Here is a 12424-nt window from a genome sequence, read left to right on the forward strand (position 1 = left end):
ATGTGCACCGGACCTGAGCTTTTGTGCCTCGACGAGCCGGCCGCCGGTCTCAATCCGAAGGAGTCGGCCTCGCTCAATGAACTGTTGATGGACATCAAGGACAACACCGGCACGTCGATCCTGCTCATCGAGCACGACATGTCGGTGGTCATGCAGATCTCCGATCACGTCGTGGTGCTGGAATACGGCCGCAAGATCTCCGATGGCAGCCCGCAGTCGGTCCGGACCGATCCGCGCGTGATTGCCGCTTATCTCGGCGTCGACGACGAGGAAGTGGAAGAGGTGCTGACCGAAGTCGGCGACGAGGATGTCATCGAGCAGCTCGATACCGGGCCTGATGCGGCTCACGGGCCGGGCAGTTCCGCCTCGATGATGGCGGGGCCGGTTTCCGATACTGTCGAACACGCGGACGAGGGCGAACGGGTCATGGTATCAAGAGGCGCCTCGAAAGCGGCTCAGGTCGATGCCAAGGCCAAAGCGCCAAGAAAGTCGTCCGAGCGGGCCACGGGCAAGCCGGCCGCGAAATCCTCGACAGCCAAGCCGCGCGGAGGGCGTAAGTAATGGCCGGCACAACGCTGCTCGATATCAAGGGCGTGCAGACCTATTACGGCAACATCCGCGCGCTGAACGGTGTCGACGTCACCGTCAACCAGGGTGAGATCGTGGCGCTGATCGGCGCCAACGGCGCCGGCAAGTCGACGTTGATGATGACGATCTTTGGCGCGCCGCGTGCGCGCAGCGGCTCCATCACCTTTGCCGGCAACGACATCACGCAGTTGCCGACGCACGAGATCGCGCGGATGCGCATCGCCCAGTCGCCGGAGGGACGCCGCATCTTTCCGCGCATGACGGTGATGGAAAACCTGCAGATGGGCGCCAGCCTCGACAACCTAAAACATTTTGACGAGGATGCCGAGAAGGTGTTTGCGCTGTTCCCGCGGCTGAAGGAGCGCATCGGCCAGCGCGGCGGCACGCTCTCGGGCGGCGAGCAGCAGATGCTGTCGATCGGCCGTGCGCTGATGGCCCGGCCGAAGCTGCTTCTGCTCGACGAGCCGTCCCTGGGCCTCGCGCCGCTGATCGTCAAGCAGATTTTCGATGCCATCCGCGAATTGAACCGGACCCAGGGGCTGACCGTGTTCCTGGTCGAGCAGAACGCTTTCGGCGCGCTGAAGCTCGCCAATCGCGGCTACGTCATGGTCAACGGCAATGTGACGATGAGCGGCACCGGCAAGGAGCTGCTCGCCAATCCGGAAGTGCGCGCCGCCTATCTCGAAGGCGGCCACCACTGAGTTCAGGAGACTTCATCATGCAGGGCATTCTCTACGAGGAAGCCTCGATCTGGCAGTTCCTGTTCGTCACCTGCCTGCTCGGCGGATGGGCGGCGTGGATGACCGGCAAGGCGAGCGCGCAGACCTGGCGCAGCTTCTTTCAGCTGTTCCTCTATATGCTCGGACTCGGCATCGGCATAAGGTTCATCCACCACGCGCTGTTCGACGGCACGATGTTTTCGCTGCACTACTATATCGTCGACACCATCGTGCTGATGATACTGGGCTTCCTTGGGTATCAATACACGCGCACGAACCAGATGGTCACTCAGTATAATTGGCTCTACGAAAGAGCCTCCTTATTGAGCTGGAAACCAAAGGGTTGACGTTCATGATCAACGCCGTTCCGGGGAATGAATTTGGCGTGACAAGTGCCTGAAAATCGGCATTCTATGCTTTCTGCGATAAGGGTGGGCATCGCATGAAAGTATCATCCACGCCCACTCCGTAAATGGGAGCGTTTCAATGAAAAAATCACTCTTGTCCGCCGTGGCGCTGACCGCGTTCATCGCGTTCAGCGGCAGCGCGTGGGCCGACATTCTGATCGGCGTCGCCGGTCCGATCACCGGTCCGAACGCGGCCTTCGGCGCGCAGCTGCAGAAGGGCGCCGAACAGGCGGTCGCCGACATCAACGCGGCCGGCGGAGTCCTCGGCCAGCAACTTAAGCTGAGTGTGGGTGACGACGTGTCGGATCCGAAGCAGGGCATCTCGGTCGCCAACAAGTTTGTCGCCGACGGCATCAAGTTCGTCGATGGCCACTTCAATTCGGGCGTCTCAATTCCTGCGTCGGAAGTCTATGCCGAGAATGGCATCCTCGAAATCACGCCGGCCGCGACCAATCCCAAGTTCACCGAACGCGGCATGTGGAATACGTTCCGCACCTGCGGACGCGACGACCAGCAGGGCAAGGTTGCCGGCGACTATGTCGCCAAGAACTTCAAGGACACCAAGATCGCGCTCATCCATGACAAGACCCCTTATGGCCAGGGCCTTGCCGACGAAACCAAGAAGGCTCTCAACGCCAATGGCGTCAACGAAGCCATGTATGAAGGCATCAATGTCGGCGACAAGGACTTCTCGGCGCTCATCGCCAAGATGAAGGAAGCCGGTATCTCCGTCGTCTACTATGGCGGCCTGCATACGGAGGCCGGCCTCATCATCCGCCAGCTCGCCGACCAGGGCCTCAAGGCCCAGTTCATGTCGGGCGACGGCATCGTGTCGAACGAGCTCGCCTCGATCGCCGGCGACGCCGTCCAAGGCACGCTGATGACGTTCGCGCCGGATCCGCGCAAGAACCCGAACGCCAAGGAGCTCGTGGAGAAGTTCCGCGCTGCCGGTTTCGAACCGGAGGCCTACACGCTCTACTCCTACGCCGCGATCCAGATCATCGCTGCGGCCATCACGAAGACCGGCTCCGCCGACGATGCGCAGAAAGTCGCCGAGACGATCAAGTCGGGCGGCCCCTGGAAGACCGCCATCGGCGACATTGGTTATGACTCCAAGGGCGACATCACCCGCCCGGACTATGTCATGTACACCTGGAAGAAGGGCGAAGACGGCAAGTACTCCTACTTCGAGCAATAAGCCGGCAAAGAAGAGCCGACTTTCCGAGATGCCCGGCGCTGAGCGCCGGGCATTTTTTGTTGGCCGGGCATCCAGCATGCCATCCTGTCCCCGCCAAGTCCGACGGCGTTTGTCGTCCACGCGCTCGAGGCCATTGCGAAGGTTTGGCGCAAACAAACGATTTAAATCGATTGAAGTGTCGCGCTATTTTGTTTGCGCTGCAGCATTTTCAAGCTAATCATTGCGCCGGTTCACCTCACCTTCCGCTACTGGAGCCCAGTCCTTGGCAATCACGAAGATCCTCGTCGCCAACCGGTCCGAAATCGCCATCCGCGTCTTTCGCGCGGCCAACGAACTAGGCCTCAAAACCGTGGCGATCTGGGCGGAAGAGGACAAATATTCGCTGCACCGCTTCAAGGCCGACGAAAGCTACCAGGTCGGGCGCGGTCCGCATCTCACCAAGGACATGGGTCCGATCGAAAGCTATCTGTCGATCGACGAGGTGATCCGCGTCGCGCGCCTCTCGGGTGCCGATGCGATCCACCCCGGCTACGGCCTGTTGTCGGAAAGCCCCGAATTCGCCGAGGCCTGCGCTGCCGCCGGCATCACCTTCATCGGGCCGAAGCCAGAGACGATGCGCCGGCTCGGCAACAAGGTGGCGGCGCGCAACCTGGCGATCGAGGTCGGCGTGCCGGTCGTGCCCGCCACCGATCCGCTGCCCGACGATATGGACGAGGTGAAAAAGCTCGCCGCGGAAATAGGCTATCCGGTGATGCTCAAGGCCTCGTGGGGTGGCGGCGGCCGCGGCATGCGCGCCATCCGGGCTGAAGCCGACCTCGCGCGCGAAGTCATGGAAGGTAAGCGCGAGGCGAAGGCCGCCTTCGGCAAGGACGAGGTCTATCTCGAAAAGCTGATCGAGCGCGCCCGCCATGTCGAGGTGCAGGTGCTGGGCGACACGCAGGGCAATGCCGTGCATCTGTTCGAGCGCGACTGCTCTATCCAGCGCCGCAACCAGAAGGTCGTCGAACGTGCGCCGGCTCCCTACCTCAGCGAGAAACTGCGCGAGGAACTCTGCGGCTACGCGCTGAAGATCGCGCGCGAGACCAGCTATATCGGCGCCGGCACCGTCGAGTTCCTGCAGGACGCCGACACCGGCAAGTTCTATTTCATCGAGGTCAACCCGCGCATCCAGGTCGAGCATACGGTCACCGAGATGGTGACCGGCATCGATATCGTAAAGGCGCAAATCCACATCCTCGACGGCTTCGCCATCGGCACGCCGGAATCCGGCGTGCCGGCGCAGAAGGACATCAAGCTCAACGGCCACGCCCTGCAGTGCCGCATCACCACCGAGGACCCGGAACACAATTTCATCCCCGATTACGGGCGCATCACCGCATATCGCGGCGCCACCGGCTTCGGCATCCGCCTCGACGGCGGCACCGCCTATTCGGGCGCGGTCATAACCCGGTTCTACGATCCGCTGCTCGAAAAGGTGACGGCCTGGGCGCCGACGCCGGCCGAGACGATCGCGCGCATGAACCGGGCATTGCGCGAGTTCCGCATCCGCGGCGTCGCCACCAATCTCACCTTCCTCGAAGCGATCATCAACCACCCGAGCTTCGCCGACAATTCCTACACCACCAAGTTCATCGACACGACGCCGGAGCTGTTCGAGCAGGTCAAGCGGCAGGACCGCGCCACCAAGCTGCTCAACTATCTCGCCGACGTCAGTGTCAACGGCCACCCCGAGACGCGCGGACGGCCAATGCCGAAGGCGGATGCGGCGGCGCCTGTGGTGCCCTATCTCAACGGCAAGGTGCCGGACGGCAGCAAGCAGCGGCTCGACGCGCTTGGGCCTCAGAAGTTCGCGGCATGGATGCGCGAGCAAGCCCAGGTGCTCGTTACCGACACGACGATGCGCGACGGACACCAGTCGCTGCTCGCCACCCGCATGCGCACCTACGACATCGCCGGCATCGCCGGCACCTATGCGCGGGCGCTGCCGCAACTGCTCTCACTGGAATGCTGGGGCGGCGCCACCTTCGACGTCGCCATGCGCTTCCTCACCGAGGATCCGTGGGAGCGTCTGAGCAGAGTGCGCGAGGCAGCCCCCAATCTTCTGCTGCAGATGCTTCTGCGCGGCGCCAACGGCGTCGGCTACACCAACTATCCCGACAATGTCGTGCAGCATTTCGTCAAACAGGCAGCTGCCGGCGGCGTCGACCTGTTCCGCGTCTTCGACTGCTTGAACTGGGTCGAGAACATGCGCGTCGCGCTGGACGCGGTGGGTGCCGAGGGCAAGCTGATCGAAGCGGCGATGTGCTACACCGGCGACATACTCGATCCGGCGCGCGCCAAATACGACCTGAAATATTATGTCGGGCTGGCGAAGGAACTGGAAGCGGCCGGCGCGCATATCATCGCCGTCAAGGACATGGCGGGCCTGTTGAAGCCCTCGGCGGCGCGCGTGCTGTTCAAGGCGCTGCGCGAAGAGACCGACCTGCCGATCCATTTCCACACGCATGACACCTCCGGCCTGTCGGCGGCGACGGTGCTGGCGGCGGTCGAGACCGGCGTCGACGCCATCGACGCGGCGATGGATTCGTTCTCCGGCAACACCTCGCAGCCTTGCCTCGGCTCGATCGTCGAGGCGCTCAAGGGCACCGAGCGCGACCCCGGCCTCGACCCGCAGTGGATCCGCCACATCTCGTTCTATTGGGAAGCGGTGCGCAACCAATACGCCGCTTTTGAAAGCGACCTCAAGGGACCGGCCTCGGAAGTCTATCTGCACGAGATGCCGGGCGGCCAGTTCACCAATCTCAAGGAACAGGCGCGCTCGCTTGGGCTCAAAACCCGCTGGCACGAGGTGGCGCAGGCCTATCACGACGTCAACCTGATGTTCGGCGATATCGTCAAGGTGACGCCGTCGTCGAAAGTGGTCGGCGACATGGCGCTGATGATGGTGAGCCAGGACCTCACGGTCACCGATGTCGAGAACCCGGCGAAGGACATCGCCTTCCCGGACTCGGTCGTCTCGATGCTGCGCGGCGATCTCGGCCAGTCGCCGGGCGGTTGGCCGCAAGCGCTGCAGAAGAAGGCGCTGAAGGGCGAAAAGCCGATCACCGTCCGGCCGGGCTCGCTGCTCAAGCCGGCGAACCTCAAGGCCAGCCGCAAGGAGATCGAGGAGAAGCTCGAGCGCAAGCTCACCGAGTTCGAATTCGCCTCCTGGCTGATGTATCCGAAAGTCTTCACCGACTTCGCCGCCGCTCAGGAGACCTATGGCCCGGTCAGCGTGCTGCCGACGCCGACCTATTTCTACGGCATGAAGTCGGAAGACGAGATCTTCGTCGACATCGAGAAGGGCAAGACCCTGGTGATACGCTGCCAAGCGTTCGGCGACGTCGACGAAAAAGGCATGGTCACCGTCTTCTTCGAGCTCAACGGCCAGCCGCGTCGCGTGAAGGTGCCGGACCGCGCGCATGGCGCTTCGGCCGCCAAGGCGCGGCGCAAGGCCGAGCCGGGCAACGAGGCGCATGTCGGGGCGCCGATGCCGGGCGTGGTGTCGGCTCTTGCCGTGGCGCCAGGCCAGGCGGTCAAGGCGGGCGACGTGCTGCTCTCGATCGAGGCGATGAAGATGGAGACCGCGTTGCACGCCGAGCGCGACGGCGTGGTGGCAGAGGTGCTGGTCAAGGCCGGCGACCAGATCGATGCGAAGGATTTGCTCATCGCCTTTGGCTGAATGTGCTGATGTTCAGGTGAGGCCGGCCTGCAAACGCCGGCTTCCTGGGGTTCCGGCCTTCGCCGCCGAAGCACTCACCAGGCACGTCGCAGTTAAGGCTACGGCCAGCTTAGGCCCGTGCCCACGTACTTCAAGCATGCTCGGCTCCGGTTCTCGGAACAACCGTTCTCGCCGCTTCGCGCCCGTCTTCGACTCCGGCTCGGCCTGACCAGAATCTCAGCACAGCCTGGGGTGCTCCAACCCTTCATGCCGCATCGATAATGTCTTGACCCGCCGCGCCTGCTCGGGCATCGAACCCGCTCCAATTTTGCCGGGCGGGAATCGCCGTGGCGCAAAAAAACGCGGAGAGAAAAAATGGCCGACGAGATCACCGAGACCAGCCAGACTGTAGCCGCCGGCCAGCTGCGCGCCATCATCGAGCGCATCGAGCGGCTCGAGGAAGAAAAGAAGACGATTTCCGACGACATCAAGGACGTCTATGGCGAGGCCAAGGGCACCGGCTTCGACACCAAGGCGATCCGCACCATCGTCCGGCTGCGCAAGAAGGATCAGGCCGAGCGCCAGGAGGAGGAGTCGATCCTCGATCTGTACAAGGCCGCGCTCGGCATGGTCTAAGGCTCGCGGCTAGAGCAGTTCAGCGTTTTGATGGAATCGCTGAACTGCTCCAACCATTTGCTTTTGCGCAATTCCGGACGGAAACCGTTACACTTCCTGGAATTGCCTCTAGGGACGGCCATGAGTGAGTTCGACTTCGGCGGCCATCGCGCTTCGGAGTTCCGGCATCGCGGGTTCTGGGCGCTGTTCGCCGAACGGCACCCGGAAGAAAGGGCGCGGCTGGCGCGACGCGGGCCATGGTTCTGGCAGCGCGGAATGCCGGAGTTCGCCCTGGTGCTGTCCATGTATGTCGCGCCAAGCGAGAACGTGGTCGGCGTCTTCTTCGGCCGCAACGAGAAGCTCGGCGCGACGGAGGTCTGGACGCGGCTGATGCCATTCCAACCGGCGATCGAGGCGCGGCTGAAGCTCAGGCCGGAGCAGAGCGCGCAGAATCTCGGCATAAATTCGCAGTGGCGGGTCAACTGCTTTGCCGAGGACAATTGGCCGGCCATGGCCGACTGGCTGGCGACGGAATGCTCGCGCTTCGAGCAAGCCGTCACCCAAGTGCTGAGGCAGGAGTAGAGCACAGATGGTTGCCGGCTTCTTCCGCTCGCGCTGGCAAGGCATTGTGCCGCTCGACCGGCTGTTCTGGCGCGACATGCTGCTCGCCGGCTCGGCGATCAACATCGCTTCGTCCGGGCTGGCGCTTGTCCTGCTTGGGCTGAAGCTGCCGCTCTGGCTGGTGCTCACGGTGCATTTCCTTCCCGCCCCCTACAACATCTTTCTCGCCCTTGCCGTCTGGCGGACGGCGGAAACGGCCGGCGGGTTCAAGGCGCAGTTGATGATGCTGGGCTCGGCGCTCTGGCTGATCGCGACGGTCGTCGTCTGAATCGAAAAAGGGCGGCCGAAGCCGCCCTTACAAAGCTACCACGAACTGGCTGTCAGGCCGCCGGCTCGAAGCGCAGCGACACGCCGTTGATGCAATAGCGCAGGCCGGTCGGCGGCGGACCGTCCTCGAAGACATGGCCGAGATGGCTGCCGCAACGCGAGCAGTGGCACTCGGTGCGGACCATGCCGTAGCTGCGGTCGACGGTGGTCTCGATCGACCCCGGGACCGGATCGTTGAAGCTCGGCCAGCCGGTTCCGCTCTCGAACTTCAGCTTGGATTCGAACAGCGGCTGGTCGCAGCCGACGCAGAAGAAAGTGCCGGCGCGCTTCTCGTAGAGCAGGGCGCAGCTGCCGGGACGCTCGGTACCGTGGTTGCGCATGACGGCATACTGCTCCGGCGTCAGCCGGGCGCGCCACTCGGCATCGGTGCGGGTGACGGGATAGGCGTGGGTGTCCATGAAATCTCCTCGGCCTTGGCGGCTCGTTGTTGGTTGGCATGTCATGTTCGCACGAAGATAGGTGTTTGTTACACCACTGACCAGCGCTGGGACTGACAACGCAATCGCCGCTGGTTTCCGCGAATTACTGTCACACTCAATGCTTCCTCGATAGCTGCTTCGTTGCCGCTTCGAGCCCGGCAAGCGTCAGCGGGAACATGCGGCCGCCGAAGATGTCGCTGATCATCGCGATGGAATGGGTGTAGCGCCAGTTCTTCTCAGCCTCAGGGTTCAACCAGACCGCGTTCGGCCACTGCTGCAGCAGCCGACCGAGCCAGACGCCGCCGGCCTCCGGGTTCCAGTGCTCGACCGAGCCGCCGGGACGCGCAATTTCGTAAGGGCTCATCGAGGCGTCGCCGACCACGATCACCTTATAGTCCGGCCCATATTTGTGGATGAGGTCGAAGGTGGGGATCGTCTCGGCCAGGCGGCGGCGATTGTCCTTCCAGACGCGCTCGTAAAGACAGTTGTGGAAGTAGTAATACTCGAGCTGGCGGAATTCGGCCCGCGCGGCGGAGAACAGCTCCTCGACGGTTTTGACGTGACCATCCATCGAGCCGCCGACGTCGAAGAACATCAGGAGCTTCACCGCGTTGCGCCGCTCCGGCCGGGTTCTCACGTCCAGATAGCCGTGCTCGGCGGTGGCGTGGATGGTGCCGGGCAGGTCGAACTCTTCCTCGGCGCCCTCGCGCACCCAGCGCCGCAGCCGCTTCAGCGCCACCTTGATGTTGCGGGTGCCGAGCTCGATCGCGTCGTCGAAGTTCTTGAACTCGCGCTTGTCCCAGACTTTCACTGCGCGACGGTGGCGACTTTCGTGCTGGCCGATGCGCACGCCTTCCGGATTGTAGCCATAGGCGCCGAAGGGCGAGGTGCCGCCGGTGCCGATCCATTTCGAGCCGCCCTGGTGCCGGCCCTTCTGCTCCTCCAGGCGCTGCTTCAGCGTCTCCATCAGCTTGTCGAAGCCGCCCAGCGCCTCGACCAGCTTCTTCTCCTCGTCGCTCAGGTGCTTTTCGGCGAGCCGGCGCAGCCATTCCTCGGGAATGTTGGCGACGTCGACAGCGTCCGGGCCGGCGAGCGCTTCGACGCCCTTGAAGACATGCGCGAACACCTGATCGAAACGGTCGATGTGGCGCTCGTCCTTCACCAGGGCCGAGCGCGCGAGGTAGTAAAAACCCTCGACGTCGTAGTCGACCAGCCCAGCTTCCAGGCCTTCCAGCAGCGACAGATACTCCCGGAGGGAAACGGGAACCCGCGCGGCTTTCAGTTCAAGGAAGAAGGGGATGAACATCGCCAGACGGCTATCTCTGCCCCTCGATCTTTTCACGCGCGGCACTCGCAATGAAGGCAGAGCGCGTCAGGCCCCGGCGGCTGGCTTCAGTATCGATCGCCGCAAGCAGACCAGCGTCCAACGACAGGTTTGCCCGGACTGACCGACCGGAGTCGATCAGCAGCGGGATCATGACGGCAGACTCGCCTGCGGCGCTATCGATCTCACCTGATCGTAACAAGTCCGCCACCGTTCGTGCTTCGGGTAACGAGACGTGCTTTGCCAACCGAGTTTCGGCCCATTCGCGTATCGCCGATGTTGCATCGGCAATCGCCTCCTCGGGGCTGGCGCCGCCGCCATGGCAGCCCGGGAGGTCGGGGACCCGGATTCCCCAGACATTATCTGCGCCGTCCAGAACTCCGATATAATGCGTCATGCGATCAGGCCTCAAATCCATCCGGCGAGCTTGGCGATCGAGCGTGCAACGCCCGGAGATTGCTCGCGGTGCCGCGGCACGATGATGGTCACATCCGGTTTTCCCGGGTGCTCGTATTTGTCGTGCTTGCCGCCTCCGACGCTCGACCAGCCGTCGCGCAAAAGCCGCGCTATGATCTAGCGCGTGTTAGTCTCAATCAGCGGCACGGCGGCTTTCCAATGCGCAATATATTGCGCAGCTGGACCGGTTTCAACCGTTTCACAACAGATCGTACTCGATGAAGCCCGTGCGCCGCGCCACATGGTCGTACAGCCGGCGCGCGGTGGCGTTGGTCTCGTGCGTCATCCAGTAGACGTTCTTCACGCCGATCTTGCCGGCCTCGTCCTGCACCGCTTTGATCAACGCCGCGCCGATGCCCTTGCCGCGCACTTCGGGGTCGGCGAACAGATCCTGCAGATAGCAGGTGTTGACCTCGGACCAGCAGGAGCGGTGGTAGAGATAGTGGGTCACGCCGACGGCCTTGCCCTCAAGCGTGGCGATAAAGCCTTTCGGCTCGAACTCGCCAGGCGTGAACAGGCGCTTCCAGGTGACGTCGTAGACCTCGTCCGGCAGCTTGGTCTCGTAGAAGGTGAGGTAGGCGGTCCATAGCCGGCGCCAGTCGGAGCGGTCGGACTGGGCAAGCGGGCGGACGGTGATCTCAGACATGTTTTCCTCCAACGTTTTGGTCGGAAGCTGCGGCAACCGCCGCCTGTCGGCAACGGTCCACAGACGGACAAAGCGCTATTGCTGCCAAGCCTATTGCTGGCGCCTGGCCATGAAGGCCAAGCGTTCGAAGAGGTGCACGTCCTGCTCGTTCTTGAGCAGCGCCCCATGCAGCTTCGGCAACATATTCTTCGGATCGGCGCGCAGATCCTCCGGCGCGATGTCGTCGGCGACCAGCAGTCGGATCCAGTCGAGCGCTTCGGAGGTAGATGGTTTCTTCTTCAGCCCGGGCACGTCGCGGATCTCGTAGAACTGGGTAAGCGCGGCCCGCACGAGATTCTGCTTGATGCCGGGATAATGCACGTCGACGATCCGGTGCAGCGTCTCGATATCGGGGAAGCGGATGTAGTGGAAAAAGCAGCGGCGCAGAAAGGCGTCCGGCAGCTCCTTCTCGTTGTTGGAGGTGATGATGACGATCGGCCGAAATTCGGCGCGGATGGTCTCGCCGGTCTCGTAGACGAAGAACTCCATCCGGTCGAGTTCCTGCAGAAGATCGTTGGGGAATTCGATGTCGGCCTTGTCGATCTCGTCGATCAGGAGAACGACCTTTTTCGGTGCCGCGAAGGCGTCCCACAGCTTGCCGCGTTTGATGTAGTTCTTGATGTCGCTGAACCGGTCGTCGCCGAGCTGGCTGTCGCGCAGCCGCGAGACGGCGTCATACTCGTAGAGGCCCTGTTGCGCCTTGGTGGTCGATTTGACATTCCATTCGATGAAATCGAGGCCGAGCGCCGCCGCCACTTGACGGGCGAGTTCGGTCTTGCCGGTGCCCGGCTCGCCCTTGACCAGCAACGGTCGCTCCAGAGCGATCGCGGCGTTGACCGCCACCATCAAATCCTTATCGGCGACGTAAGCCGCGGTGCCTTCGAAACGCATTTCTTCTCCTGATCGTTGGGCCGCGACCCTAAGGACGCTGGCCAGGCTGTGCAAGGCATGGCAACGCCGCAAGGCTCATGACGCAGATTTGCGGCCGCTTGGAGCGGTGTCCTTCTGGCGCTCGGTCAACCATGGGCCTATATTGGTTTTGGCGGTCTGCGCTTCCCGGCAGGAGAAACTTATCCCCGGGGCCTTATCGATCCTTAGGGAGCTGTCCCTGGGAAGACCCGTGGGTTTTCTCACACGGCGCCCACCTACTTTGTAGGCACCCGGGATCGACCTCTCCACCGGTTGTGTGGATCGCCACTCTCCCGTTTTTGAATTTGATGCGGTAGAAAGCGTCGCTCCTGCAACTTCGTCCGGATACGACCTTTTCTAACGTCTGCGCATGACCTCATCAAAAGACCTGAAAAAACAGCTTCGCAAGGAAGCTCTGGCGCGGCGGGATGCGCTGGACGAATTCTGGCGCTGTCT

13 protein-coding genes, 1 other RNA gene and 2 pseudogenes are annotated in these 12424 nt (G+C 62.8%); 10 read left to right on the top strand and 6 right to left on the bottom strand.

Annotated elements, in window-relative coordinates:
* The 8 genes and pseudogenes from EOA32_RS23980 to EOA32_RS24015 all read left to right on the top strand — a co-directional run.
* A pseudogene (locus tag EOA32_RS23980) lies at nt 1-561 on the top strand (ABC transporter ATP-binding protein); the annotation flags it as partial.
* Nucleotides 561-1289 (top strand): ABC transporter ATP-binding protein, encoded by a 729-nt coding sequence (locus EOA32_RS23985; protein WP_067001678.1) that lies wholly within the window; start codon nt 561-563, stop codon nt 1287-1289. The pseudogene EOA32_RS23980 and the gene EOA32_RS23985, both read left to right, overlap by 1 nt.
* Nucleotides 1290-1306: 17 nt before the next feature.
* The gene (locus EOA32_RS23990; protein ID WP_067001681.1) at nt 1307-1654 is read left to right on the top strand and encodes a DUF6867 family protein; all 348 of its coding nucleotides are present in this window, start codon (nt 1307-1309) and stop codon (nt 1652-1654) included.
* Between the two features lie 139 nt (nt 1655-1793).
* The gene (locus EOA32_RS23995; protein ID WP_128373063.1) at nt 1794-2912 is read left to right on the top strand and encodes a branched-chain amino acid ABC transporter substrate-binding protein; all 1119 of its coding nucleotides are present in this window, start codon (nt 1794-1796) and stop codon (nt 2910-2912) included.
* A 262-nt stretch (nt 2913-3174) separates the two neighbouring features.
* Nucleotides 3175-6633 (top strand): pyruvate carboxylase, encoded by a 3459-nt coding sequence (gene pyc, locus EOA32_RS24000; protein ID WP_128373064.1) that lies wholly within the window; start codon nt 3175-3177, stop codon nt 6631-6633.
* A gap of 354 nt (nt 6634-6987) precedes the next feature.
* A complete protein-coding gene (locus EOA32_RS24005) occupies nt 6988-7248 on the top strand; it encodes a DUF2312 domain-containing protein (protein ID WP_067001689.1) in 261 nt (86 codons plus the stop codon).
* 120 nt (nt 7249-7368) lie between these two features.
* Entirely contained in the window at nt 7369-7809 is a 441-nt protein-coding gene (locus tag EOA32_RS24010) for a hypothetical protein (protein WP_067001692.1), read from the top strand.
* Nucleotides 7810-7816: 7 nt separating this feature from the next.
* A complete protein-coding gene (locus EOA32_RS24015) occupies nt 7817-8116 on the top strand; it encodes a hypothetical protein (RefSeq protein WP_128373065.1) in 300 nt (99 codons plus the stop codon).
* A gap of 52 nt (nt 8117-8168) precedes the next feature.
* Here EOA32_RS24015 and msrB read toward each other — a convergent pair whose 3' ends face one another.
* From msrB to EOA32_RS24045, 6 genes are all read right to left on the bottom strand, one after another.
* A complete protein-coding gene (msrB, locus tag EOA32_RS24020; RefSeq protein WP_067001694.1) occupies nt 8169-8573 on the bottom strand; it encodes a peptide-methionine (R)-S-oxide reductase MsrB in 405 nt (134 codons plus the stop codon).
* A gap of 136 nt (nt 8574-8709) precedes the next feature.
* Nucleotides 8710-9900, bottom strand: a complete 1191-nt coding sequence (locus tag EOA32_RS24025) for a VWA domain-containing protein (protein ID WP_128373066.1) — start codon at nt 9898-9900, stop codon at nt 8710-8712.
* Between the two features lie 10 nt (nt 9901-9910).
* Complete coding sequence (locus tag EOA32_RS24030; protein WP_067002185.1) at nt 9911-10315, bottom strand: type II toxin-antitoxin system HicB family antitoxin; 405 nt, start codon at nt 10313-10315, stop codon at nt 9911-9913.
* A gap of 11 nt (nt 10316-10326) precedes the next feature.
* Complete coding sequence (locus tag EOA32_RS24035; protein ID WP_082953653.1) at nt 10327-10491, bottom strand: type II toxin-antitoxin system HicA family toxin; 165 nt, start codon at nt 10489-10491, stop codon at nt 10327-10329.
* 82 nt (nt 10492-10573) lie between these two features.
* Nucleotides 10574-11020, bottom strand: coding sequence for a GNAT family N-acetyltransferase (locus EOA32_RS24040; protein WP_095831119.1), 447 nt, complete (start codon nt 11018-11020; stop codon nt 10574-10576).
* Nucleotides 11021-11110: 90 nt separating this feature from the next.
* Nucleotides 11111-11950: a MoxR family ATPase gene (locus EOA32_RS24045; protein WP_095827527.1), complete on the bottom strand. Its 840-nt coding sequence runs from the start codon at nt 11948-11950 to the stop codon at nt 11111-11113.
* 150 nt (nt 11951-12100) lie between these two features.
* On the opposite strand from EOA32_RS24045, the gene ssrS reads away from it, so the two are divergent.
* Nucleotides 12101-12256, top strand: a non-coding RNA gene (ssrS, locus tag EOA32_RS24050) — 6S RNA.
* 82 nt (nt 12257-12338) lie between these two features.
* Nucleotides 12339-12424, top strand: a pseudogene (locus EOA32_RS40060) (5-formyltetrahydrofolate cyclo-ligase); the annotation flags it as partial.

The organism is Mesorhizobium sp. M1A.F.Ca.ET.072.01.1.1, from assembly GCF_004023325.1.
Lineage (GTDB): Bacteria > Pseudomonadota > Alphaproteobacteria > Rhizobiales > Rhizobiaceae > Mesorhizobium.